The organism is Synechocystis sp. IPPAS B-1465 (assembly GCF_003015225.1).
In the GTDB taxonomy this organism is placed as follows: domain Bacteria; phylum Cyanobacteriota; class Cyanobacteriia; order Cyanobacteriales; family Microcystaceae; genus Synechocystis.
Window position 1 is genome coordinate 141,054 of the sequence record NZ_CP028094.1, and the last position, 22,765, is coordinate 163,818.

The 22,765-nt window shown below is 49.0% G+C and carries 27 protein-coding genes, 1 other RNA gene and 1 pseudogene; 14 read left to right on the top strand and 15 right to left on the bottom strand.

The window, feature by feature from the left end:
* Nucleotides 1-69 precede the first annotated feature (69 nt).
* Nucleotides 70-375 (bottom strand): annotated as a pseudogene (locus tag C7I86_RS00635) (transposase); the annotation flags it as partial.
* Nucleotides 376-594: 219 nt separating this feature from the next.
* Here C7I86_RS00635 and cobM point away from each other — a divergent pair.
* The 5 genes from cobM to C7I86_RS00660 all read left to right on the top strand — a co-directional run bounded on the left by cobM (nt 595) and on the right by C7I86_RS00660 (nt 4,028).
* Nucleotides 595-1,389 (top strand): precorrin-4 C(11)-methyltransferase, encoded by a 795-nt coding sequence (gene cobM, locus C7I86_RS00640; protein ID WP_010871331.1) that lies wholly within the window; start codon nt 595-597, stop codon nt 1,387-1,389.
* Nucleotides 1,390-1,505: 116 nt separating this feature from the next.
* Nucleotides 1,506-1,928, top strand: coding sequence for a BlaI/MecI/CopY family transcriptional regulator (locus tag C7I86_RS00645; protein WP_010871332.1), 423 nt, complete (start codon nt 1,506-1,508; stop codon nt 1,926-1,928).
* On the top strand, nt 1,928-2,773 hold the full coding sequence (locus C7I86_RS00650; RefSeq protein ID WP_010871333.1) for a M56 family metallopeptidase: 846 nt from the start codon (nt 1,928-1,930) through the stop codon (nt 2,771-2,773). Before C7I86_RS00645 ends, C7I86_RS00650 begins: the two co-directional genes overlap by 1 nt.
* Nucleotides 2,774-3,007: 234 nt before the next feature.
* Nucleotides 3,008-3,490, top strand: a complete 483-nt coding sequence (bcp, locus tag C7I86_RS00655; RefSeq protein WP_010871334.1) for a thioredoxin-dependent thiol peroxidase — start codon at nt 3,008-3,010, stop codon at nt 3,488-3,490.
* 10 nt (nt 3,491-3,500) lie between these two features.
* A complete protein-coding gene (locus C7I86_RS00660) occupies nt 3,501-4,028 on the top strand; it encodes a hypothetical protein (protein ID WP_010871335.1) in 528 nt (175 codons plus the stop codon).
* An 82-nt stretch (nt 4,029-4,110) separates the two neighbouring features.
* On the opposite strand, the gene C7I86_RS00665 is transcribed toward C7I86_RS00660, so the two are convergent.
* Nucleotides 4,111-4,476 (bottom strand): MTH1187 family thiamine-binding protein, encoded by a 366-nt coding sequence (locus C7I86_RS00665; protein ID WP_010871336.1) that lies wholly within the window; start codon nt 4,474-4,476, stop codon nt 4,111-4,113.
* 231 nt (nt 4,477-4,707) lie between these two features.
* On the opposite strand from C7I86_RS00665, the gene C7I86_RS00675 reads away from it, so the two are divergent.
* A complete protein-coding gene (locus C7I86_RS00675) occupies nt 4,708-5,562 on the top strand; it encodes a universal stress protein (protein WP_010871337.1) in 855 nt (284 codons plus the stop codon).
* Between the two features lie 108 nt (nt 5,563-5,670).
* Here the strand turns inward: C7I86_RS00675 and psbM are convergent, their stop codons facing one another.
* The gene (psbM, locus tag C7I86_RS00680) at nt 5,671-5,778 is read right to left on the bottom strand and encodes a photosystem II reaction center protein PsbM (protein ID WP_010871338.1); all 108 of its coding nucleotides are present in this window, start codon (nt 5,776-5,778) and stop codon (nt 5,671-5,673) included.
* A gap of 148 nt (nt 5,779-5,926) precedes the next feature.
* On the opposite strand from psbM, the gene C7I86_RS00685 reads away from it, so the two are divergent.
* Nucleotides 5,927-6,841, top strand: coding sequence for a histone deacetylase (locus C7I86_RS00685; RefSeq protein WP_010871339.1), 915 nt, complete (start codon nt 5,927-5,929; stop codon nt 6,839-6,841).
* 127 nt (nt 6,842-6,968) lie between these two features.
* On the opposite strand, the gene speB is transcribed toward C7I86_RS00685, so the two are convergent.
* The 5 genes from speB to C7I86_RS00710 form a co-directional block, all read right to left on the bottom strand.
* Nucleotides 6,969-7,889 carry an agmatinase gene (gene speB / locus C7I86_RS00690; protein WP_010871340.1) on the bottom strand — a complete coding sequence of 307 codons (921 nt, stop codon included), beginning with the start codon at nt 7,887-7,889 and terminating at the stop codon, nt 6,969-6,971.
* A complete protein-coding gene (locus tag C7I86_RS00695; RefSeq protein WP_010871341.1) occupies nt 7,890-8,630 on the bottom strand; it encodes a peptidylprolyl isomerase in 741 nt (246 codons plus the stop codon).
* Between the two features lie 205 nt (nt 8,631-8,835).
* Nucleotides 8,836-9,402 carry a photosystem I assembly protein Ycf4 gene (locus C7I86_RS00700; protein WP_010871342.1) on the bottom strand — a complete coding sequence of 189 codons (567 nt, stop codon included), beginning with the start codon at nt 9,400-9,402 and terminating at the stop codon, nt 8,836-8,838.
* Nucleotides 9,403-9,540: 138 nt separating this feature from the next.
* Nucleotides 9,541-11,019, bottom strand: a complete 1,479-nt coding sequence (locus C7I86_RS00705; RefSeq protein ID WP_020861369.1) for a GH3 auxin-responsive promoter family protein — start codon at nt 11,017-11,019, stop codon at nt 9,541-9,543.
* Nucleotides 11,020-11,100: 81 nt separating this feature from the next.
* The gene (locus tag C7I86_RS00710; RefSeq protein ID WP_010871344.1) at nt 11,101-11,997 is read right to left on the bottom strand and encodes an amino acid ABC transporter substrate-binding protein; all 897 of its coding nucleotides are present in this window, start codon (nt 11,995-11,997) and stop codon (nt 11,101-11,103) included.
* Between the two features lie 116 nt (nt 11,998-12,113).
* On the opposite strand from C7I86_RS00710, the gene rnpB reads away from it, so the two are divergent.
* From rnpB to psaK, 6 genes are all read left to right on the top strand, one after another.
* Nucleotides 12,114-12,546, top strand: an RNA gene (gene rnpB / locus C7I86_RS00715) — RNase P RNA component class A.
* A 22-nt stretch (nt 12,547-12,568) separates the two neighbouring features.
* Nucleotides 12,569-12,943, top strand: coding sequence for a DUF1818 family protein (locus C7I86_RS00720; RefSeq protein WP_010871345.1), 375 nt, complete (start codon nt 12,569-12,571; stop codon nt 12,941-12,943).
* Between the two features lie 146 nt (nt 12,944-13,089).
* A complete protein-coding gene (locus C7I86_RS00725) occupies nt 13,090-13,626 on the top strand; it encodes an LptA/OstA family protein (RefSeq protein ID WP_010871346.1) in 537 nt (178 codons plus the stop codon).
* A 23-nt stretch (nt 13,627-13,649) separates the two neighbouring features.
* A complete protein-coding gene (gene lptB, locus C7I86_RS00730) occupies nt 13,650-14,408 on the top strand; it encodes an LPS export ABC transporter ATP-binding protein (protein ID WP_010871347.1) in 759 nt (252 codons plus the stop codon).
* Between the two features lie 11 nt (nt 14,409-14,419).
* Complete coding sequence (cobK, locus tag C7I86_RS00735) at nt 14,420-15,205, top strand: precorrin-6A reductase (RefSeq protein ID WP_010871348.1); 786 nt, start codon at nt 14,420-14,422, stop codon at nt 15,203-15,205.
* 132 nt (nt 15,206-15,337) lie between these two features.
* Nucleotides 15,338-15,598, top strand: coding sequence for a photosystem I reaction center subunit PsaK (gene psaK / locus C7I86_RS00740; RefSeq protein WP_010871349.1), 261 nt, complete (start codon nt 15,338-15,340; stop codon nt 15,596-15,598).
* An 89-nt stretch (nt 15,599-15,687) separates the two neighbouring features.
* Here the strand turns inward: psaK and C7I86_RS00745 are convergent, their stop codons facing one another.
* The 5 genes from C7I86_RS00745 to petN form a co-directional block, all read right to left on the bottom strand.
* On the bottom strand, nt 15,688-15,960 hold the full coding sequence (locus C7I86_RS00745; RefSeq protein ID WP_010871350.1) for a hypothetical protein: 273 nt from the start codon (nt 15,958-15,960) through the stop codon (nt 15,688-15,690).
* 36 nt (nt 15,961-15,996) lie between these two features.
* Nucleotides 15,997-17,562, bottom strand: a complete 1,566-nt coding sequence (locus C7I86_RS00750; RefSeq protein ID WP_010871351.1) for an NAD(P)H-quinone oxidoreductase subunit N — start codon at nt 17,560-17,562, stop codon at nt 15,997-15,999.
* A gap of 141 nt (nt 17,563-17,703) precedes the next feature.
* The gene (locus C7I86_RS00755) at nt 17,704-18,684 is read right to left on the bottom strand and encodes a metallophosphoesterase (RefSeq protein WP_010871352.1); all 981 of its coding nucleotides are present in this window, start codon (nt 18,682-18,684) and stop codon (nt 17,704-17,706) included.
* Nucleotides 18,685-18,758: 74 nt separating this feature from the next.
* Entirely contained in the window at nt 18,759-18,908 is a 150-nt protein-coding gene (locus C7I86_RS18880; RefSeq protein WP_010871353.1) for a hypothetical protein, read from the bottom strand.
* A gap of 42 nt (nt 18,909-18,950) precedes the next feature.
* On the bottom strand, nt 18,951-19,040 hold the full coding sequence (petN, locus tag C7I86_RS00760) for a cytochrome b6-f complex subunit PetN (RefSeq protein WP_010871354.1): 90 nt from the start codon (nt 19,038-19,040) through the stop codon (nt 18,951-18,953).
* A 164-nt stretch (nt 19,041-19,204) separates the two neighbouring features.
* Between petN and C7I86_RS00765 the strand changes: the two genes are divergently transcribed.
* The gene (locus C7I86_RS00765) at nt 19,205-20,005 is read left to right on the top strand and encodes an RDD family protein (protein WP_010871355.1); all 801 of its coding nucleotides are present in this window, start codon (nt 19,205-19,207) and stop codon (nt 20,003-20,005) included.
* Nucleotides 20,006-20,034: 29 nt separating this feature from the next.
* Here C7I86_RS00765 and C7I86_RS00770 read toward each other — a convergent pair whose 3' ends face one another.
* On the bottom strand, nt 20,035-20,589 hold the full coding sequence (locus tag C7I86_RS00770) for a peroxiredoxin (RefSeq protein WP_010871356.1): 555 nt from the start codon (nt 20,587-20,589) through the stop codon (nt 20,035-20,037).
* A 125-nt stretch (nt 20,590-20,714) separates the two neighbouring features.
* Complete coding sequence (gene glmS, locus C7I86_RS00775; protein ID WP_010871357.1) at nt 20,715-22,610, bottom strand: glutamine--fructose-6-phosphate transaminase (isomerizing); 1,896 nt, start codon at nt 22,608-22,610, stop codon at nt 20,715-20,717.
* Nucleotides 22,611-22,765 lie beyond the last annotated feature (155 nt).

Consider the following 22,765-nt stretch of genomic DNA (forward strand, 5'->3'; position numbering starts at 1 on the left):
GAAATCTCTAGCAATCTTAGCATTAAATATGTAATTATAGTTATAGTTATTTCAAATAAGAGTGAAGCACTAGACGATGCAATAAGACCGAATCACTTCATCAAGGGATGTTCCGACAGGGGCATACATTCTGATTCTTTTTAACGCACTAAAATCATGCTCAATATCATTTAAATCAGGAGAGTACTTCGGTAAAAATACAACCTCACGACCGGCTTCTTTAACCAATTCTTTAATGGCATTTTTACGATGAATGGAAGCATTATCCATTGTTAAGACTGATGGAATGCTGAGTGATGCTAAAAGATACACTCTCAACCATCCTTCAAAGCCTTCTGCATTCAAGCTTCCTGTAAAGATCATTGGTGCAATTATAGCTGATTAGTACGACTATAAGGTACTAGAGTATTAGGAGTTCAACAAAGACTAATAATAAAATTTTCTATGATAATAAAAGCGAAAATGACAATTTAGGCATTTAAACTAAATATTTAAAATGGTCTTAATTGTGAAAATTTTACGCAATTTATAGTTATCGATAAATGCTATTTGTTTTTCTTATACCTCCCAGATAATCTTTATAAAAACGTCTTCATGGATTCACAAAACTCTTCTTTTTCTCCAGCGGTTTATTTTGTTGGGGCGGGCCCCGGTGATCCGGATTTATTGACCATTAAGGGGCAAAAGCTTTTGCAGGCGGCGGATTTAGTCCTCTATGCCGATTCCTTGGTGCCCAAACAAATTTTGGCGGACGTCAGACCCCAGGCGGAATGTGTTGCCACCGGGAATAAAACCTTGGAAACCATTGTGCCTTTGATGATCACAGCGGTGCGCCAAGGCAAGATTGTGGTGCGACTCCATTCCGGCGATCTAACCCTCTACAGCGCCATCCACGAACAAATGCAAGCCCTGGGAGAAGCGGATATTCCCTTTGTCTGTGTGCCGGGTATTAGCGCCTTTCAAGCGGCGGCGGCGATCTTAAACTGTGAACTTACGGTGCCTGATCTCGTGCAAACCATTGTGCTAACCCGCATTAGTGGTGCGGCTTCGGCGGTGCCAGAACGGGAAGAGTTAGCAGGTTTAGCGTACCACCAAGCTAGTTTGGGGTTATACCTGGCGGCGCGCCATGTGGAAAAAGCTCAGAACCAATTGTTAGAGCATTATCCCGGCGACACTCCCGTAGCGGTTTGTTTTCGGGTGGGTTGGCCCGATGAAAAGATTTGGTTAGTGCCCTTGGCAGAAATGGCAGCCTTAAGTTTGCGGGAAAATTTAATCCGCACCACCCTTTACCTGATTAGCCCAGCTTTAAAGACTGATTTACCCCGGCGATCGCGCCTTTATCATCCCGACCATAGCCATTTATTCCGTCCAGTCCGTCCCCTATTGTGACAACCAGTTAAGTCTGAGGATATTTTTGCTTTCATAGCTTGTTTTCTTCCTGAGGGAAGTTAGGATTAGTGATGGGGGTTATTCCCTCCAAAAAGAATTAGTATTTTCTCCTCCCCATGAGCTGGATTCCCCCCTACCGTCCCCAACAATTGTCCCTGGGCCCCCTGGAGCAGGAAATTTTACAAATTATCTGGCAATTGGGCCAGGCCACGGTGAAAGATATCCACGATCGCATTTTGAGCGACCCTGACCGGGAATTGGCCTACTCTTCGGTAACCACGGTGTTAAATCGGCTCACAAAGAAGGGCTGGTTAGTGTGCCATCGCCAGGGCAAAGCCTTTATTTGGACGGCAAGGGTGAGTGCAGACCAGGCCAAAGCGGTGCAGTCCTACGAACAATTACAGCAGTTTTTGGCCATTAGCAATCCCGATGTGGTGGCCGCCTTTGCTGACAGTTTAGACACCGCTAGCATTGACCAGTTAACGGCGATCGCCGATCGTTTGCGGGCGGCCCGACAACAGCGACAGGAGGAGAAATAATGCACAGTATTTTGTTTGCCATTGCAGTTTTAATTGCCTTTGGCCTGCGTTGGGCCATTCGTTGCTGGCCGGGCGGATTATCTTGGTCCATAGCGTTAGGCTTTTTTGCCCTTCCCCCCCTACTGTTGATTACCACTAGCATGGCGATCGCCTGGATGGGCTGTGGTTGGATGTTTGGCTTCCCCGCTAGCATGGGCAGTCACTTTCTCGCTTGGCTATTTTTGCTCTGGACAGCAGTTTGTGTTGCCAACCTTACCTGGCAAACTTGGCAAACGTTGGCGGCGGTAAAAGTTCATCCGTTGGCCGATTGGCAAGGACAAAAAATTCGTCTTTTGGATACTCCTTTTCCCTACAGCGCCCAGGTGGGATTATGGTCACCGGAACTGGTAGTAAGTCAGGGTTTATTGAAATTGCTGTCTCCGGAACAGGTAAATGCGGTCTTAGCCCATGAAAATGCCCATCGTTTTTACCGGGATACTTGGACGTTTTTCTGGTTAGGATGCCTGCGTCGCCTAACTTTTTGGCTACCGGAAACGGAATCTTTATGGCAGGAATTACTGTGGCAGAGGGAATGTCGAGCCGATCGCCATGGGGCAAAAAACTGTGATCCCTTGCTCCTGGCGGAAGCCCTGGCCCTAGTGTCCCAAAATTCCATCGTTGCCAATCCCATTCCTTTGGCAGTGCCCTTTTCTGGTCAACAAGACCGCTTACTAGCCCGCATTGACCATTTACTAGGTTTTTCCATTACCCCGGATTCCCACCGTTTAGCTAGCTGGGTTGGATCTTTCCTTCTCCTGGTGATCGCCATTTTGCCCCTGATTTTGATTCCTTTACATATAAAGTAAGTTCAAGCTATTCAGGTGAGATTTTAAGTAATACCAAATTTTAAAATGATAGATACGATTCCTAATCCCCCCGCCTATCGGCTTCCCCCCTTCTCAACCGGAGCTTTAGTGAGGAGGGCTAGGGGGGATATCTCTTGACCCGTCGCTGGAATTTAACGAATTGGTATAACAATTATCACTCCTGTAAAAGTTCCCAAGATCATTTCTCTTAAGACATTTAAGAATTTTTTTAACATGGCCACTGCCTTAGAAACTAATCAACCAGCCCCGACTTTCTCCGCCCCCAATGCTGAGGGGAAAACAATTTCCTCCGATGATTTTTTGGGGCAGTGGTTAGTGCTTTATTTTTACCCCAAAGACAATACCCCCGGTTGCACCACTGAAGCGATAGATTTTAGCGAAAAGTTACCGGAATTTACAGATTTAAATGCTGTTGTTGTCGGTGTTAGTCCGGATTCGGAAAAAAGTCACGGCAAATTTATTGACAAGCATAATTTAACCGTTCAACTGCTCAGTGATCCGGAACACGAATTAGCGGCAGCCTATGGCGCTTGGGGACCGAAAAAGTTTATGGGCAAAGAGTGTGAAGGCATTCTTCGTTCTACTTTTTTGATCAATCCCCAGGGGAATATTGCCCACATTTGGCCTAATGTCCGGGTTAAGGGCCACGCAGAAAAGGTATTGGAGAAATTGCAACAGTTGAATAGCGCTGATTAGTTAATTGTTTATGCGAAAATCACTTTCGGGCAAGCAAATCCTTCAGCCTTGGCAGAGTTTCAGCGTTAACCTAATCGATTTTTATCGGTATCGATTGCTAAATTGGTTAACCCTTGGTTTGATTTGCTTCAGTTTAAATGCCTGTCAAAGTGCCCCGCCCCCTTTGGAATTTGCCCCTGACGGTGCGGTGGTACAGCAAGCAATTACTTTCCAACTTAATCGTACCCAAACTGCCCTGAGCCAACATTTAAACGCCCCGACCCCAGATTTTGAAATTAGCAAAATCAATGTCAAAAATATTGAGGCGATCGCCGTGGATAATTTACCGGCCTATCACCTGACTGGGGGATATGATTTAAAACTAATTTTGCCCCGGCAAACGGTGACTCAAAAACAGAATCCCTTCGATCTTTACCTACAGCGGCAAAGTGAAGGCAAAAGTTGGCGGTTGTTAAAAAAAGACATTGACCCCCGCACTAACGAGGAAAAATGGGGCAGTTATCTAGTGGAGCTACAAGCAACGGAGCCCGAAAGTTAACTAAGTTGACGGGTTAAAAACTAAAATTCACCTTGGCTAGAGAGAATTAGCAATTAACTTTGGCTTTCCCACCATTGCCCGTCTAAGAATTTTCCAGCCATGTTTCCACACTTTTCACCTTTTCATCCATGGTTTGGGGGCGATCAGTGCGGGTACCAAAACGCATGCTGGAAGTGATGCGGGGGGCTCCCAGGGCATGGACAGCTTCATGGCAAGCCTTAACTGCGGCAAAAACTTCGTCCCAATCCCCTTCAATGTTGGTGCCGTAGGCATGCATGGTATGTTTCAGCCCCGCTTCGGCCAGTACTTTCTGGCAAGCGGCCACATACTGACCCACGGAAACCCCCACACCCAGGGGCACAACACATAAATCCACAATCACGTTCATAGCTTTTACTCGTCGGTAATGGCTGACGACAATCTCAAATTTCCCTAGATTTTGACACACTCCTGCCGTCAATTGGAGGGGCAGGTTAGCTGTTGATATGGGTATTGGGTTAGGAGTTCCCTAGAACCATGGCCCACCAAGGCTGAGAAAGTCCGCAACAAGTCGTTAAATTTCTGCGCTTGCATTGGCCTTATTCTGAAGGGATAAGGCTTAACCGAGGAGGGCTTGCCGTTATCAATCTCCATGGCACGGTGAGACTCTCCCTGAACCGATTCAAGGAACTCAATTATCATGCTTAGCAAAATTTTATACGCAGATTCTGGCACCAGCCAAACCCAAGAAATGCTCAAGGCCATGATGGACTTTCCGGCGGTGCAAAAGGCATCGATCACGATTTTGCACGTGGTTCCGCCCCAAATTACCACGGAGGCATTCACGGAAAAATGGGCCGAGGGCGGTAAAATCCTGGCGGACTTGTTGGAGGATGTGGCCATCGAACCCAGTAAGGTTTCCACCGTGTTGCGCCAAGGAGACCCCAAGGGAGTGGTGTGTGATGTGGCCAACGAAATTGATGCGGACCTGATTATTATGGGTTCCCGGGGCTTGAAACGGTTGGAAGCCATTCTAGAAAATTCTGTTAGTCAGTATGTATTTCAACTGACCAATCACCCCATGTTGTTGGTGAAGGACGATATTTACGTTAAGCGCATTAAACGGGTCATGGTGGCCCTAGATAAGTCAGCGGCGGCGGAGTATGCGTTGGAACTGGCCCTGGAGCTTTTGCGGGATTATCCAGAAGGGGAATTAATTCTAGCTCGGGTGAACCCCGACCTGAAGCCGGATCTACTACCCCTTTCCCGGCAAGAAATTGAGGAAAACCCCGTCCTAGCTCCGGCGATCGCCAAGGCGAAGCGTTTGGGCATTGCCTATCGTTGCACTGTAACGGGGGGTAAGCCAGGGGAAAAACTATGCGAATTGGCGGAGGATTACAATGCTGACTTGATGCTGTTGGGTTCCCCCGATCGCCGGCCCTCCATTGCCAAGAGTTTGCCAGATTTAGACCGACTATTGGGCACTTCCCTATCGGACTATATTCGGGTCAATGCCCCCTGTCCGGTGTTACTAACTCGCAAAGAAGGGATCTAATTTCAATTAAAGGCGAAATATTTACCCAGGGTTTAACTATCGGCAAAAAAAGGGGCTGGATCAACTCCGCCCCTGACTCTGTTCTGTTTGACAATGGTTAACCAAGGCTTAGCTTTCGCTTTGTTTCCCGGTTTGAATAAACAGGATCAACAGGAAAACCGTTGGCACCAACACAAATAAAATACTTGCTATAAAGCCGAGATTGTTAACTTGCATAGCCTAAACTGCCTCGATCTTAAATTTGGCTCAATACCCTACCTAGAATAGCATTGGTGGGTCATGGCCCTGGGGCAATGGCTGAAGGGCTGGCCAAACTTTTTGCTCCGCCTTCTCCGCCTAATTTTACTATCCACCACCACTTACCATGGTCGCTATTATTTACAGCGCAGAGTTTTTGCGCCACGAAACTGGCCCCACCCACCCCGAGTGTCCGGCCCGACTGACGGCGATCGCCACTGCTTTACGGAAGATGCCCGGAGCGAATTACCTCCATTGGCAAAAGCCTTCCCCGGTGACGTGGAATTTAGATCCATACATCCTCCGATGCCATAGCCAGGAATATTTAAACAAATTGGCGAAATTGGCTGAGCTAGGGGGCGGTTCCCTCGATGCGGATACCCCTGTTTCTCCCCAGAGCTATGATGTAGCCCGCTTGGCGGTGCGGGCCTGGCTAGATGGGGTTGACCATGTCTTAAATCAACGGGAGGCGGTGTTTGTGTTGGCCCGTCCCCCTGGGCACCATGCTATTCGTAACACGGGTATGGGTTTTTGTTTGCTCAACAATGTGGCGATCGCCGCCCATTACGCCTTAACTAGACCAGGGGTGGAGCGGGTAGCCATCTTAGATTGGGATGTACACCATGGCAATGGCACTGAAGCATTGGTGGACCATAACCCCCGGATTTTCTATTGTTCCCTGCACCAATTTCCCTGCTATCCCGGCACAGGGGCCGCTGGCGATCGGGGTCAACACGACAATGTGCTTAATATTCCCCTCAAACCAGGGGGGGATGGCAAAGTTTATCGGGAGGCGTTTGAGCATAAAGTTCTCCCATTTTTACGGCAAGTGAAGCCGGATTTACTCTTGGTGAGTGCTGGTTATGATGCTAACCACTCCGATCCCTTGGCCTATATGAACCTAATTCCGGAGGATTACGGCATGATGACCCATTATCTGATGGAAATATCTCCCTATCCGGTTTTAGGACTGGAAGGGGGCTACCATTTGCCGAGCTTGGCCAAATCCGTGGTGGAAACCCTCAAGCCTTTATTGTTCTAAGGGAGTTTGACCCCGGCAAGGTTTGGAATCCGTGGGGCGAGTTTTGCTCTATCCTCCTTTGGGTCTGTGGAAGACTTTTATTCTTTTTTTCCTAAACTTCAGGGAGATTTTTGACAACAGAGAATAGCTAGAGTTTTTTCCGTTGGGACTCTCCCCAGTAACCCATCAACTTATAGGCTAGTTTAGCGGTAGAAAATTCCGACACCACCGAGCCTCGCACTGGGGCCAGTTCCATCAAGTCGCAACCAATTACTTGCTTGGTTTGAAAAAGACGGCGGAAAAAATTTAACCCTTCATACCAACCTAGCCCCCCCGGTTCAGGGGTGCCGACTCCCGGCATAAACCCCGGATCAAAACCGTCCATATCAATGGTGAGAAAGACTTTTTGTGTGGTGATGCTGGCGATCGCCTCGTTAATCCAATTGGGATTATCGGCCATTTCCCTGGCCCAAAACACAGGAATATTTTTTTCCCGAATCAAATCTGCCTCTTCCTGACAAATGGCCCGAATGGCGATCGGCAGAGTGGGTAAGCCCAATTCCAACACCCGGCGCATTACACAGGCATGGTTATGGCAGGAACCTTCAAATTTGTCCCGCATATCCCCATGGGCATCAATTTGCACCACCGTAAAAGGCTCCGATGTCCCCCTTTGCATAGCCCGCACTACCCCAGTGGTAATGGCATGTTCCCCACCGATCGCCACTACAAATTTACCGTCTTCCACAAAAGGGGCAATGCCGTCACAAACCTCCGTTACCATGGCGTCTCCAGCCAAAGCGGGATGCTTATTGCTGTCCGCCAGGGGAGCGCAGGTGTAAATACCCAAATCATGGCAGGGGGAAGTGCCCAACTCTTCGTCATAGGCTTCCAACTGGTCCGAAGCTTCTAGCACCGCCTCAGGGCCATGCTCACAACCCTTACGGTAGGAAGTAGTTGCCTCATAGGGAATGGGCACCACCACCACAGCGGCATCAGCATAGGAGGTAATGGCTTCCGACTCCAGAAACTGTTTGGGCCCAGAGGTAAATTTATTAGGACTATGCATCTATTTTTCTAAGTTATTTTGCCCTGTAATTACCTTGGCGGACTGAATCTTGTCCCCCTGTTTGATTTTCAGCACTACGTCCATACCCTGGGTGACGTAACCAAACACAGCATAATCACCGTCTAAAAATCCCGTTTCATCGGACAGGGTGAAATAAAACTGGGAAGAAGCGGAGTCTGGCATTTGGGAGCGGGCCATAGCCACAGCGCCGGTTTTGTGGGGCAGCATCACCGGAAATCCAGCTTGATTGCCCAAGGCTCGACTGTAGACCGGGGTTTCTGGTGCATTTTCTACTGCAGGGTCCACCTTAATCTCCAAGGGAATATTGCGGGGACGTTGGGTGTTTTTATCCACATAACCCCCCGTACCGTCACCTTTGGGGTCTCCCCCCTGGGCCACAAAACCATCTACCACCCTGTGGAAAGTTAAACCGTTGTAGAAGCCCTGTTCCACTAAGTCAACAAAGTTACCGGCGGTAATCGGCGCATTTTCCCCATCCACTTCAATGATGATTGGTTGGCCATTAACCATCATTTCCACAGTGGCTTTGCCATTTAAGCGAGGCTTATAGTCTTTATATGGATCCGTTGTTACCTGGGCCACTGGGCTGTTGGTTTCCGTGGGGGAAGGCTCGGCTGAAGAATTGGCAGAGGGCTGATTGCAGGCAGTCAGTAAAATGTTGACGACAAAAAAGATGCCCACAAACCAAGTGGCTCGGCTGATATTCGGTAAAATCCTCATAAAATCTAATCTCCGTAATTGCTAATGGCAACTGCCTTTCATCGTTTATGTAAATTAACCAACTTTAAAGTCCTTGTTAGGAACCTTAGTCCACTTTAGATAACTTTCTAGGGGAAATGGGGACCAATTGAACATAACAAACCCCCGTTTCTGCCCTGAATTTGGTGTTCTTGGTAGTGAAATCTGACAGCACGGGAATGGCAATTTACAAACCTTCTAGGGGTACTCCTAGAAAGCGGGCTAACTCAGCCCCCTGGTTTTCCAATTGGGAGAGCGAAATGGGTTGGCCTGCCCTGGTGAGGGGAATATCTCTTCGCTGTTTGACTTTGAGGTATAGGGAGCGTTTGGGGTTAACGCCTTCTTTAATTTCCGCCTTTACCGCCTGGACATCGGCAATTTTATTGATCAACTCAATGCGGCGGTTTTTGCCGGGGAAGCCCCAACGGAAAATGGTCACTTGCCCGGACTTTTTATTGAATTCGTTGTAACCACTGCCGACGTTTAGAGCCATGGTTAGCCAGAGATAGCCTGCCACTGTGCTGCCGGCCACACCGTAGAAAAGTAGCGCCACACCCTGGGGAATAAACTGCAGTCCGGTGGTGTCACTAACAATCAAAAGATTTTTGCCAAAGTAGCTAGAAAGGCCGGCCAACAGGAAACCGACACCACCAATGGTAGAAATTCCAGCCCAGAAAAAGTTGCTGAAGCGGCGGGCTCCCAATACTTCTTGGCGCAAAACTTGGGAAGATTCTGCGAGCGTCTGTCCACCCATGTATTTCTCTAACAATAATTACAACGAAACTAACCATTGAATTTTACCCCATCAGGGCTAGGGGCTAGGATGATAGGGCGATCACCTTAGGGGAACTGGGGTCTAACCTCTACCAAATTTTGGGAGCTAGGGGACTTTTCAAACGGTCCCAGAAGGAGGAATACGAAGGCAATAACTTTTTTCATCTCCCCAACGCCCCTGGGTTAACCAAGGGGGATAACCATCTGTCATTACTTGCACCGGCCCTAACTGGGCCAATTGTCGAGCCCGACGATAATGAAAACTACGTTGGAGGCCGTTATCCAGTTGCTGGGCCAATGTTGATTCCTCTCCGGCGATCGCCATCATTGCCCCGGAGGATAGGTACAAAACGTAATGGGGCTGGGTTCCTGGGACTGGCACTAGGAAGCAAAGACCAATGTTACCAACTAAGCCAAGATTATTAAGGGTTTCAGCCACAAATTCTTCGGTTAGTTTTTCTCCCACCAAGTCACTCACCCGATCGCCCCTACCCACCAAAGCCAGGCAAGGGGTTTTGGCATACCAATGGGATACCTGCAGGCGATCGCCAAGGCGATAACGGTATAGTCCCCCCAAAGTGGAAATAATTAATTGATAAGTTTGCCCTGTTTGCACTTTGCACAAGTCAACAATGGTGCCATCAGCGGTCATAAATTCCAACACAATTTGGTTCACTAAGGGCACAAATCCCCCAGCTTTAATTAGAGGAATGGTAATGGGAGCTTCCGTGGCCAATAAGCCTTTTCCTTGGATAAATACTCCGGGAAAATAAGTCTGTAAAGCCCTAGCTTGTTCCCCGGCAAATAGTTGATCCCAACAGGAAATTAATTTTAATTTTGGCCAGATTTTTAGCCAATCAATCGGATCTATTTCTAATGCTTTTCGTCTTGTGTCATCCAGGCGATCACCAAGGGCCGTGATCAGGGCGTGACGGTGCTGGGCCATAAACGTTAATTGCACTGTCAAAAAAGTTGGACTCCAAAGGGAAATAATTTCTAAGTCTGGATTTTGCAATAAAGCTAAGGCCAAAGCCCAACGAAAAGCGTCTCCGTCAGGAAAATGATTACCTACCCGTACCAAAAAATGACCACTAAGCCAGCGCAGAGGCCCCGTCAAATAGTCCGTGTCATCAATGCCCCCAGGGCGATCGCCAAGGGTGGGAGAAACACAAGCATAGGTTTTACCTGTGCGAAAATCTGGGCCATGGTGGAGCAGGTCATAGGCCCAAACCGCAAACATGGAGGTAAATGCAGTCAGTAAACCATGGGTGTAGGGAATTTGTTTAATCGCGCCAGAACTGCCCGAAGTTTGTTGCCAATAATGAATTTTTTCGTTGGTAATTATTGATTGTTTAGGTGAGGTTTGCTGTTGTTCTAACCAGGAAAAAAAATCATCATAGCTAACTACGGGAATAGCCGACCAAGGAGAGTCTTTAGTGATCCCCAAAGATTGGCCATAACGGGTGTGAGTTAGGCGCTGAATAATTTTGGTTTTTAACCGCTCTTGTTCAACGTCAGGCTGATGTAATGCGTTATTAAAACTATTAAAGGCTGGTTGCAATAGATACTTGCTAGCCCTTAAAAGGAAATTATGCATTAGGAACTGCTTAATTTGATCATTCCTTCCAATGAAGGGCTGGGGCAAATTAATCCCCACTTTAAGCTTTGCTAATAATTGCTAATAGCTAACAATGGGAATCCACTCAAAACTATCCACAATGCCTTGGTAATAATCGTTGATCGTTTCCCGGGGATAGGGCGCAACGCCAGTTTCTTCATCAAACCAACGCTCGTAAATTTCCACCGCTGCGGTCTGATCGCTGATTACCCCTTCCATATATTTGACTAGACTGTAGTTGACCAAATTGCGCCAGTCAGAATCATCTTTGGGTAATAAACAGGCATAGGCTTCGTACTGATAGGGAAAATTAGGCACCACTTTCCACTGTTGGGGATTATCAGAGGTTTTTTTCAATCCTGCCAAAACAATGCCATCTCCAGCAAAAGCTTCGATTTCTCCAGCTTCAAGCTTGGCCATGCCATCGGCCTGGTCTTTAACTTCAACGATGGTTGCCCCCGGTTGAAAGTCGAGAATAGCTTTTGCATTGGTGGTGTCGGGAATAACCCCGATCGCCCGTCCCGCTAGGGAATCGGCAGATTCTAGATCACTATCCACCCCGGTGATAATTTTGGTACCATCGGCAAAGTAACTGACTGAAAAATCCACCACTGCCGTTCTATTCCAGGTGAAGGTGGAAGAAGCACATTCCAAGTCGATGGTCTGATTGGTAATCAAGTCAAAGCGATTATCGGCGGTGGCTTCCACCATGTTTAACTTGATTGGTTTACCCAGTCTGGCTTCCGCTTCCTGGCGAATCAATTCCAGCAGATCAATGGAAAAACCCACCCATTCCCCTTGGTCGTCAACGTAGGCGAAGGGCACCGCATCCTTTCTAGTGCCGGCATTAATCACCCCCGTTTGTTCAATGCGGTCCAATACCTCCCCTGCCCAACTGGGTAAGCTCGCGGCTCCACTGAGTAATACAGACAAGGCTAAACAGGCAAATTTTTTCATTGGTCAACTCCTAGCACCAATTTCCCAAGACTACGGAGGGGGCAATGAAGTTTCAATTAATTGGGGTCACAAACCACAGCGGCCTATGGCTCTAATCAATGGCACACTAGAAAAAGAGAGTTAGGGAGGGAGTTGCGGATTCCTGTCACAGGGAATCTGAGGAAAGTCCGGGCTTCCCAAAGGCCAAACTTGCTGGGTAACGCCCAGTGCGCGCGAGCGTGAGGACAGTGCCACAGAAAAATACCGCCCTTTTTAGAAAACAGCAACCAGTAAACAGTTAACAGGGTTTTTCTGCTGACTAACTGGTAACTGACCACTGAAAAGGGTAAGGGTGCAAAGGTGCGGTAAGAGCGCACCAGCAGTATCGAGAGGTACTGGCTCGGTAAACCCCGGTTGGAAGCAAGGTCGGAGGGGCAAAGGTTGGTCTTTTTCCTGCCCCATGATTGGTGGAACCGCTTGAGGAATTTGGTAACAAATTTCCCAGATAGATAACTCCCCAAGGGTGCCTCGCATCCTGGAACAGAACCCGGCTTACGACTAACTCTCTTTTTTTGTCCATGGGTCCAGTGGCATGCTGTCAAAAACTATTCATGAAGGGCCTGGTTGGCGCTGGGGCTTTGATCCCAATGCCGAGACTTTTCCTTTTTTGCTGGGGTCAGAGAATTGGGCTTTGGAGTTGACCCAAGATGAGTTTGCCGATTTCCATCGCTTGAGTAGGGAGTTGGCCCAGACCGTCACGGCGATCGCCGACGAGTTAATGGAGGAGGAAAAAATTTGTTGCGAACTGAGTAGTGAATTGGTGTGGTTAGAAATTGAGGGCTATGCCCACGCCTATGAATTGAGGTTTATTTTGTGCCAGGGGCGTAAAGCAGAGGGCGGCTGGCCAGCGGCGATCGTACCGGCATTGTTAAACAGTTTGCAGTCCTTTGACCCAGGGGAAACCTAAACCCACGGTGAACGTCCAAAACCCAGGGGTGGAGGATGGATTTCTGACCTTAGCGACCCAAACAGATTGCCCCAATTCGCTACACTAGCTTTATTGGGTTGACAATCTTCCCCTGCTTTCTTCCCTAAGCTTGCCTGTTAGCGATTATGGTTCGTTTGCTCATGGTATTCCCTCAACGTTTTTCCCCCTCCCATTTGCTATCTCGTCACTGGGGTTGGTTGGCGGTCGCCATGGCCTCCCTAGGGAGCTTGTCTTCCCTGCCCGTCAACGTCAATTCCTCGGTGGTGGCCCAAACGGCCCCTTCTAGTCCCATGACTGTCCGCTCTGATATCCAAGAAGCTAATTCCCAAACCGGGGTGGTGACCGCTAGGGGGAATGTTCAAGTTTACTATCCTGCGCGGAATTTGCAAGCAACGGCGGCCCAGGCCCAATATTTTTCCCAGGAGAGACGTTTAGTCCTTAGTGGCAACGTCTATGTGCTCCAGGACGGCAACAGTATGCGGGCGGAAACCATGACCTATTTAGTGGACGAAGGGCGTTTTGTCGCTAACCCCCAAGCAAATCAACAGGTGGAATCCATTTATCTAGTGGAAGAGTCCCAAAGTCCAGCCGGCCCCGCCCCCACTGGTCCCAATCCTCTCCCCGGTGATACCCTGCCAGATTTGCCGCCCCTGGGTTCTTAGCTGTGGGATACTAACGGCATTCGGTGACAGGCTTTTTAGCGAGAACGGAGATCGTGACCTTAGTTTTAGAAAATATCCATAAACTCTACGGCAAGCGTTGTGTGGTCAATCGGGTCAACGCCCAGGTCGCTCCCGGGGAAATTGTCGGCTTACTCGGGCCCAACGGAGCGGGAAAAACCACCACTTTTTACATTGCCACGGGATTAGTAAAGCCGAATACAGGGCGGGTGTGGCTCCACCAGCGGGACATAACTAATTTACCCCTGAACCAACGGGCCCATCTTGGTTTAGGTTACCTAACTCAACAGGCCAGCGTCTTTCGGCAGTTGAGTGTGCGGGACAACATTCTCTTAGCTTTGGAGCAAACAGGGGTTTCGCCTCCCCTACGGAAACATCGCCTTGAGCAGCTATTGGCCGAGTTTCGCTTAGAAAAAGTGGCCCATACCCAAGGTTCGCAAATTTCTGGGGGAGAACGGCGGCGCACTGAGTTAGCCCGGGCCCTGGCGATCGGGGTGGAAGGACCACAATTTTTGCTTTTAGATGAACCCTTTGCGGGGGTTGACCCCATTGCCGTGGCGGAAATTCAAACTATCATTGCCCAGTTGCGGGAACGAAATATGGGCATTTTAATCACCGACCATAATGTGCGGGAAACCCTAGCCATTACCAACCGGGGTTACATTATGCGGGACGGGCAAATTTTGGCTTCCGGTAGTGCCGGGGAGTTATCGGAAAATCCTTTGGTGCGGCAATATTACTTGGGTGAAAAATTCCAGTTGTAAGCACTTAAATCATGGTGGATAGCCTGGCAACCGTTTGGTTAATTGGTGGAACGGTGGATAGTCGTGCCGTAGCCGAAGGGTTAATTGCCCAGGGAATAAATTGTCTGGTGACAGTCACCACATCGGAGGCCAAGCATTTATATCCGATTCATCAATGTTTGACGGTTCACGTTGGAGCTTTAACCCCACAGGAAATACCGAAATTTCTAAAACGCCATAGCATTGCAGTCATTGTCGATGCGTCCCATCCCTTTGCCGCCCAAATTACTACCACGGTCACGGCGATCGCCAAAGAACAACAAATTCCCTATATCCGATTTGAGCGGCCGCCCCTGGCTTTGGGAAAAAATACCTTAGAAGTACCTGATATTCAGAGTTTAACCAGAGGGAAATATCAGCCTTACTTGAGGGGAAAACGGGTGCTGTTGACCGTTGGAGCCCGCTGGTTAAGCCATTTCAGCCTCCTACAGGATGAAGCAGTTCTATTTGCCCGTATTCTGCCCTATCCCCAAGCCCTAGCCCAGGCGATCGCCGCTGGGTTTACTTCCGACCGTATCATTGCTTTGCGCCCCCCCGTAGCCGAACCATTGGAAAAAGCCCTGTGGCAACAATGGCAAATTCAAGGGGTGGTAACTAAAGCCTCCGGTGCCCAGGGGGGAGAATTGGTTAAGCAAAAAGTGGCGGAAGCGTTGGGGGTAAATCTGATCAGAATTGCCCGTCCCCAGACTATTCCAGGGCAAATAACTGACGATTTAAGCCAGATCAACCAATTTTGCCAAAGACATTTGCCAAGCTAAAAACGAAAATTTGTTAAGTATTGCAACGGTGGTTTCCCAGGGGCAGAGCGTCCCCGTAAGATGAGATTTTTAAAGACCCCCATTAGCGTGGGGCTATCCCTTTAAAAACCGTCTTTATTCTGGAGAATCTCAATGCATAGCTTTTTGTTGGCCACCGCCGTTCCCGCCACCCTGTCCTGGAGCCCTAAAGTTGCTGGGGTGATGATTGCTTGCAACATTTTGGCGATCGCCTTTGGTAAATTGACCATCAAACAACAAAATGTGGGCACCCCCATGCCTTCCTCTAACTTCTTTGGCGGCTTTGGTTTAGGGGCTGTGCTGGGCACCGCTAGCTTTGGCCACATCCTCGGCGCTGGAGTAATTCTGGGGCTAGCCAATATGGGAGTACTTTAAGGCTCGATTCTGAATGGACTAGCTTTTATCCTTTGGGAAAATATCAAAGGCGATCGGGCAATTGAAAGAAAAGCCTGGTCGCTTTTTTGTTAGGGATTAGGGAAAATGCCAAAACGCACCAAGGTGGTAATTATGGCTCCGATGACGGCAAGAATCAACGCCCAAATTTGAGCATTAGCCCGCCCTTTGACATCTTTAACATCATCCTTGACTGTACCTATCTCCATCCTGACCGCAGATAACTCGGTTTTCACCGTTGCCATATCGATCTTAAGAGAAGTTACATCTTTTTGGAGGTCATCGAGTTTGGTCTTAATTTCCCCCAAGATCTCCTTTAAATCGGTTTCTATAGTTACACTCATTGGCTTTTGCCTGCAAAGCAATATTTCCTGATACCCCTAGGGTAAATCATGGGAAATGGCGATCGCCGGAGTTTCTCCTGTTTGCTGGAGGGCTGTCTGCAACATCTTGGTGCTGACCACGGAATCGGTGGCGAGGTTAAAGAGGGGATTAGCCAGAATACCTGCCAGCGAGGTAGCAACCAAAGTAGCGACAATGCCCACCTGTAGGGGACGCATGCCGGGTAAATTCCATTTGATGGCCGGGTAATTTTTGATTACTTCGGACATTTCCTGGGGCTCCTTCACCACCATCATTTTCACCACCCGGATGTAGTAGTAGATGGAAACTACACTGGTAACCAGACCAAGTAGGACTAGGCCATACAATCCCGATTGCCAACCGGCCCAGAAGATGTAAATTTTGCCGAAAAAGCCCGCCAGAGGAGGAATGCCCCCCAAGGATAATAAACAAATGCTCAAGCCCAAGGTTAACAAGGGGTCTTTGTGGTACAGACCAGCGTAATCACTAATTTGGTCACTGCCAGTGCGGAGGGTGAAGAGAATAATGCAACTAAACGCCCCCAGGTTCATAAACAGATAGATGAGCATGTAGAAAACCATGCTGGCGTAACCATCTTCACTGCCGGCCACTAGGCCAATCATCACAAAGCCTGCTTGACCGATGGAAGAGTAGGCCAACATCCGTTTCATGCTGGTTTGGGCTAAAGCCACCACGTTGCCCAGCACCATGCTCAACACGGCCAGAGCGGTGAAAATAACGTGCCACTCATCGGTAATACCACCAAAGGCAGTCACTAGTAATCGGATAGCTACGGCAAAACCGGCCGCCTTAGAGCCCACCGAAAGAAAAGCCACCACCGGGGTGGGAGAACCTTCATAAACGTCGGGGGTCCATTGGTGGAAGGGTACAGCGGAAATTTTAAAGGCAATACCAGCAATGACAAACACCAAGGCGATCGCCAAACCGAGGGATTGACCCACAGTGTCAGCGTTAACTAATTTCTCGGCAATTAATACCAACTGGGTTTCGCCACCGGACAAACCATAGAGGAGGGAAAGACCGTAAAGGAAAATGGCGGAGCTAGAAGCACCAATGAGCAAATATTTCAACGCCGCTTCATTGGAACGGGGGTCCCGCTTCATGTAGCCCGTCATGAGGTAGGAGGAAATACTGAGCATTTCCAGGGAGATGAAAACCATCACCAACTCGTTGGCCGCTGAGAGGAACATGCCCCCCAAGGTAGCCGTGAGCAAAATGGCAATGAATTCCGCCAAGGAAGTCCCCGTTTGTTGCACATAACGCACCGACATTAAAATGGTGACAACGGTGGACAGGGCAATGATAGCCCGGAAAATAATGCTGAGATTATCTCCATTGAAAGCGCCGATGAAACCGATGGGATCCGCCATGGACCAGGAAGTAACTAGCAAACCCACCGATACCAATAAACCGGCGATCGCCAGGTAGGGCAGGGCCAAGGCTACCTTGCGTCCCCCAATCAAATCAACAATTAGCACAAGGAGGAGAGTGACAATAACAATGCCCTCTGGCAAAATTGTCCCCGCATTGAGTTGCGCTGCAACGTTACTAGAAAAGTCCATAGGTACAACCGAGAAATGCTCACGAATAAGCTTAGCGCAGGTTTGCCGCAAAGGAGAATTAGAATGGGTGATGGAATTTATTAGTATTTTCCTGGTTTTGGGCCATGGCAAAGGGCCCCAGTAATGGCATGATTGCCCCCTTTAATGACATAAATCCTTCCCCTGTTCATTGAATTCGTCGGTGTTGGCGGTTAGGAATTGCCAGCGGTAGCTGTTGGATTGGAGTTCCATTTTCAGCACTCCATAAACTCCCATTGCCTGAACTTCACTGTTGGGGCGCACGGTTTTGAAAGGATAAAGACTTTTGCCGCCGGTGCCAATGACAAATTGCCTCAGCCCCTTTTCCCTATCCAATTCACCCTGGGCATTTTGGGGGGCAAATCTTTCGTACAGGTGGTCGTGCCCCGATAGCACCAATTCCGCACCGCCATCGTAGAGGGTCTGCCATAGGTCCGCCATTTGCTTTTGGTTACCGTGCACACCAGAGGAATAAAGGGGGTGGTGCCAATAGGCTAGGGTACAGACTTTGTTGTTTTCGGCTAAATCTTGCCTGAGCCATTCCTGTTGGGCCGATCCCATTTCGCAACCGCCAATGTATTGGCAGTTGGAATTGAGGGCAATAAAATGCCAGTCCCCCTGGTCGTAGCTGTAATAGCCCTTTTGGCGATCGCCGGCTAGTTGGCCAAAATAATCAAAGTAGTCCGCCGCATCTTTGCCGGGGCCGTAATATTCATGGTTACCTGGCACAGGGCGGCTGATGGCATCGAATTTTCCCCAGGTGGGTTGATAGGAAGCTTGGTAATTAGCCAATTCTCCCCGTTCGTACTGGTTATCCCCTAGCGGTAAAACTAGATCAGGATTAGCGCTAGCAACCAAATTAGCTGTGGCGGCCATCTGGCAACGGTCTGCTGTACCTAAACTGTTATTAAAGCCGGGATCTTCGGGGGCACAGGCAATATCTCCCGCCGCCACAATAACCAACCCAGGAGAGGAGCTTTGGGTGGGGGCATCCTTGGCCAGATTAACCGGGACTGGATTTTGGTCAAAGTTGGCAACCAGCAAAAAAGCTATGGTGACCAGGGTAATAAATAACCCAATCACCGGTAAACGGGAAAGACCCATAAGTTATCACAGGGGTGGTGGCACAAGAGGGCAAAATTCCCCCGCGTCCGTAAACTTTTCAACTACTCAAAAAACTAGCGACCCATTTTTTTATCCCGATCCTGCCGACGGCGATCGCGCCATTCCAGGGTGGTGAGGTAGAGAATGCCACCACTAACAAGCACTAGCATCACCAGGGCCGCTAAAAAAAGGGTGTTGAGGACAGGAGTAGGAGTTGCTTCCACGGTATCAAAGACTCTTAAACAACGGGAAATCCAGGTTTAATCCTAGAAGCCGTTCCGACCCCATACCACCATGCTGATGGACCAGGTGAACAGAACTAACACGCTTACCCAACCTAATGTCAAAATGTCCATAGTCTTTTGTTAAATACGCCAATAAAAACAAGCTTTGCCAGCCTTTATCTTACGGCGATCGGGCAAAATTTTAAAGCTTGCCTCAGGGACAAAACGCCCGAGCTAATCTCCCCTGGAACCATCATTGTCTCTATCCCCTTTTTTCTCCCCCAAAGCTAGAAACCATGGCCCTGTTTAACCATTATCAGGTGGAAACCCCCGAAAGCGTAGAATTGGAATTTACTTTGGCGGGCATCGGCAATCGTCTCTATGCGGTGCTGATCGACTATGTCTGTCTGGGAAGCGTTGTTTTAATTTTGCTAATTATTTGGGCGGTGTTGGCCTATAACCTTTCCCTCTACGCCTCCGGGGAATGGCAACTCTGGCTCACCGCTATCCAAATTTTCCTCATTTTTGCGGTTTATGTGGGTTATTTTGTCTTTTTTGAAACCCTCTGGCAGGGTCAAACCCCCGGTAAACGCAGGGCTAAAATTCGGGTAATTCGGGGAGATGGCCGCCCCGTTGGCTTACAGGAAGCTAGTTTAAGAGCTCTGTTCCGCCCCATTGATGATTTTCTTTACATCGGCGCTTTATTAATCATTTTTGGCCGGCGGGAAAAACGCATTGGAGATTTACTGGCGGGGACTTTAGTGATTCGGGAAAGTCGGGATCAAAGAGGCGATCGCCTAAAACTGCAACAACCGGAGCAAGCGAAGATTCTCGCCGCTGAGTTAGCACAATGCCCTGGTTTAGAAAGAATTACAGCAGACCATTGGTTAGTGATCCGGGATTATTTACTCCGACGGGGAGATTTACTACCCAAGGCCAGGCAACAGGCGGAGAAAAGGTTAGCCAAACAGGTACAAGAACGTCTGCGTCTCACCGCTCCCTCGGCCGATAATCCCCCCGAAGTTTTGCTAGAAGCAGTTTATCTTGCCTGCCAAGACCGCCAAACAACCCTGACTAAGCCCAAGTTTGAATTGTAAAGTTTTTGAAAATGCCGTAACACTGGCAATTAGGCTTGTAATTCTGCCAACCGGGCCAAAACTTCTTCACTGTGGGTGGCGGGTCTCACTCCCAGAAATCTTTCCCGCAAAATACCCTCGGGATCGATGACGTAGGTGTGTCGTAGGGCCATGCCACTGAGCCAAGAGCCATAGGTCTTGATTACTGCCCCGTCGGAGTCCGCCAGCAGGGGAAACTTAAGCCCTTCCGCATCACAAAAAGCTTCATGGGAGTCTAAGTCGTCCACACTTACCCCAATTACCTGGGCATTGAGAGCTTGATATTTGGTCAAATCCCGCTGGAAACGCTGGGCCTCCAAGGTACAACCGGGGGTAAAGTCCTGGGGATAGAAATATAAAACCACCCATTGACCCCGGTAATCTGTCAAATTAACTTCCCCTTCTCCGGTGGTGCTGGGCAGGGTGAACAGGGGCGCAGGTTGATCCAACTCTGGTTGGATACCCCCCAGGGCATAGGTGGGTAAGTCTGCCAATCCTAGCCATAAACCTAGGGTTAAAAGTAGGGCAATGATAGTTTTTGGCCAGGAGAATTTTTTGCTTGTCATAGGGGATGTTTTAAACTTGCTACACCGAGTTACCGGCGAGAATAAATTGCTTTACCTGTTATTGTTCCACAGCTTTTTGGGGACAGCAGGCTGCTGTTATTGACCTGCAACAACCCAGGGGCCAACTACTCCACGGTGACGGACTTAGCCAAATTACGGGGTTGATCCACGTCTAACCCCCGGCGGGCGGCAATATGGTAGGACAAAAGTTGCAGGGGAATCACTGCCACAATAGGGGAAAGCATTTCCTCCACGTGGGGCACTAACAATAAATCATCGAACACAGAACGGGCCTGGCTGTCGTCCATGGGAGTAACCCCGATGAGCCTGGCATCCCTGGCTTTGGCTTCCTGGGCATTAGAAATTACCTTGTCATGCACTGAACCCGGCATGGCGATCGCCACCACTGGGACTTTGGCATCCAGGAGGGCAATGGGGCCGTGTTTCATTTCCCCGGCGGGGTAACCTTCTGCATGGATATAACTAATTTCCTTGAGTTTTAAAGCTCCCTCCAGCGCAATGGGAAAATTGATGCCCCGACCAAGGAAAATAAAGTCTTGGGTTTCGGCAAATTCATGGGCTAGGGCTTCAATAGCACTACCCTGTTGTTCCAAAATGGTTTCAATTTGGGCGGGTAATTGTCGCAGACCAACCATGATGTGTTCTATGGCTTCCAAGCTCAGGCTGTGTCGCTGAAAGGCAATGTCCAGGGCGAGAAAATAAAAGGCCAACACTTGGGCCACAAAGGTTTTGGTGGCGGCCACCCCAATTTCAATGCCAGCGTGGGTATTAATAATCTCATTAACCATGGTAGCCAAGGTACTTTCCGGACGGTTGGTAATGCCCAAAATCAGGGGTTTATAGTCGTCTTCCAAAGTTAAGCGCCGTTGTTTTTCCATTTCCAGGGCGGCCAAAGTATCCGCCGTTTCCCCCGACTGAGTCACGCCAATGGTGAGGGTGTGGGGCGTCAGGGGAGGGGCCGCATAGCGAAATTCCGAAGCGTAATGCACTGTGGTGGGAATGCCGGCCAATTGCTCTAGTAAATATTTCCCCACCAGACCCGCATGCCAACTAGTACCACAGGCCAGAACTTGAATATGTTGGAGATTTTTGGTCAACTGGGGGTCTAAACCCAGGAATACGGGACTATGGCTAGGATGGTCGGCGGCCCGCCATTGTTCATTGAGATAAGTTGCTAAACAAGTGCGGACAACGGCTGGTTGCTCGTAGATTTCCTTGAGCATAAAGTGCCGAAAGCCCTGTTTTTCAACGGTGGTGGCGCTCCAATCGAGGGTGCGGGGTAATTTTCTCACCCTTTTCAGGTTAAAGTCGTAAACTTCTACCCCCAGGGGCGTTAACCTGGCAATTTCTCCATTCTCCAAAGAAAGTACTGTGGTGGTGTGGTGCACTAAGGCTGTCACATCGGACGCACAAAAGAATTCCCCCTGGCCAAAGCCCAGAATTAAGGGTGCTTGCTGTCGGGCCACAATTAGTTGCTCTGGACAATGGGCATCTAAAACGGCGATCGCAAAGGCTCCCTCTAGCTGATGTACGGCCTTGCCAATGGCTTCCAGTAGAGCTTCGTCTGGATCATCACTGGGCAAATCCTTAAGGATGTCGGCAATCAAAATCGGAATGACCTCGGTATCCGTCTCCGAATAAAACTGGTAACCCTTTTCCTTTAACTGATCCCTCAGGGTTTGATAATTTTCGATGATGCCATTCTGCACAACGGCGATGCGTTGCTGGTTATCCAAGTGGGGGTGGGCGTTATGCTCCTCCGGTTTACCGTGGGTGGCCCAACGGGTATGTCCAATGCCCAGGCGGGAAAAGTTGCTGTGGTTTTCTAGCTTTTCCTTGAGGTTAAATAGTTTGCCCTTAGCCCGCACCGACTCAATTTTTCCTTCGGTGACCGTAGCAATGCCGGCGGAGTCATAACCTCTGTATTCTAAGCGTTCTAGCCCTTCAATGAGGATATTTACTGCCGTTTGGGTGCCGATGTAACCAACGATGCCACACATGGAGATTCCCCAATGATAGTGAAGATGATCAAATTGCCCTCCAGTTTAGCTTTTTCCTTCTGCCCAATGACAAATCTATCGCCCCCCATGGCAATTAGCTGGGTATGGTAATGGGCTTTCGGGAGGAACTTGGCACAGGGGCGGACTATATCCCC

Bases quoted from the DNA above. Each gene is read 5' to 3' on its own strand.
- cobM (WP_010871331.1), top strand. From the start codon at position 595: ATGGATTCACAAAACTCTTCTTTTTCTCCAGCGGTTTATTTTGTTGGG.
- C7I86_RS00750 (WP_010871351.1), bottom strand. From the start codon at position 17,562: ATGGACTTTTCTAGTAACGTTGCAGCGCAACTCAATGCGGGGACAATT.
- glmS (WP_010871357.1), bottom strand. From the start codon at position 22,610: ATGTGTGGCATCGTTGGTTACATCGGCACCCAAACGGCAGTAAATATC.
- C7I86_RS00675 (WP_010871337.1), top strand. From the start codon at position 4,708: ATGCTTAGCAAAATTTTATACGCAGATTCTGGCACCAGCCAAACCCAA.
- speB (WP_010871340.1), bottom strand. From the start codon at position 7,889: ATGCATAGTCCTAATAAATTTACCTCTGGGCCCAAACAGTTTCTGGAG.
- bcp (WP_010871334.1), top strand. From the start codon at position 3,008: ATGGCCACTGCCTTAGAAACTAATCAACCAGCCCCGACTTTCTCCGCC.
- C7I86_RS00745 (WP_010871350.1), bottom strand. From the start codon at position 15,960: ATGAGTGTAACTATAGAAACCGATTTAAAGGAGATCTTGGGGGAAATT.
- cobK (WP_010871348.1), top strand. From the start codon at position 14,420: ATGGTGGATAGCCTGGCAACCGTTTGGTTAATTGGTGGAACGGTGGAT.
- C7I86_RS00705 (WP_020861369.1), bottom strand. From the start codon at position 11,019: ATGCATAATTTCCTTTTAAGGGCTAGCAAGTATCTATTGCAACCAGCC.
- C7I86_RS00755 (WP_010871352.1), bottom strand. From the start codon at position 18,684: ATGGGTCTTTCCCGTTTACCGGTGATTGGGTTATTTATTACCCTGGTC.
- C7I86_RS00770 (WP_010871356.1), bottom strand. From the start codon at position 20,589: ATGACAAGCAAAAAATTCTCCTGGCCAAAAACTATCATTGCCCTACTT.
- C7I86_RS00695 (WP_010871341.1), bottom strand. From the start codon at position 8,630: ATGAGGATTTTACCGAATATCAGCCGAGCCACTTGGTTTGTGGGCATC.
- C7I86_RS00710 (WP_010871344.1), bottom strand. From the start codon at position 11,997: ATGAAAAAATTTGCCTGTTTAGCCTTGTCTGTATTACTCAGTGGAGCC.
- C7I86_RS00645 (WP_010871332.1), top strand. From the start codon at position 1,506: ATGAGCTGGATTCCCCCCTACCGTCCCCAACAATTGTCCCTGGGCCCC.
- C7I86_RS00765 (WP_010871355.1), top strand. From the start codon at position 19,205: ATGGCCCTGTTTAACCATTATCAGGTGGAAACCCCCGAAAGCGTAGAA.
- psbM (WP_010871338.1), bottom strand. From the start codon at position 5,778: ATGCAAGTTAACAATCTCGGCTTTATAGCAAGTATTTTATTTGTGTTG.
- C7I86_RS00725 (WP_010871346.1), top strand. From the start codon at position 13,090: ATGGTTCGTTTGCTCATGGTATTCCCTCAACGTTTTTCCCCCTCCCAT.
- psaK (WP_010871349.1), top strand. From the start codon at position 15,338: ATGCATAGCTTTTTGTTGGCCACCGCCGTTCCCGCCACCCTGTCCTGG.
- C7I86_RS00660 (WP_010871335.1), top strand. From the start codon at position 3,501: ATGCGAAAATCACTTTCGGGCAAGCAAATCCTTCAGCCTTGGCAGAGT.
- C7I86_RS00685 (WP_010871339.1), top strand. From the start codon at position 5,927: ATGGTCGCTATTATTTACAGCGCAGAGTTTTTGCGCCACGAAACTGGC.
- petN (WP_010871354.1), bottom strand. From the start codon at position 19,040: ATGGACATTTTGACATTAGGTTGGGTAAGCGTGTTAGTTCTGTTCACC.
- C7I86_RS00700 (WP_010871342.1), bottom strand. From the start codon at position 9,402: ATGGGTGGACAGACGCTCGCAGAATCTTCCCAAGTTTTGCGCCAAGAA.
- C7I86_RS00650 (WP_010871333.1), top strand. From the start codon at position 1,928: ATGCACAGTATTTTGTTTGCCATTGCAGTTTTAATTGCCTTTGGCCTG.
- C7I86_RS00720 (WP_010871345.1), top strand. From the start codon at position 12,569: ATGCTGTCAAAAACTATTCATGAAGGGCCTGGTTGGCGCTGGGGCTTT.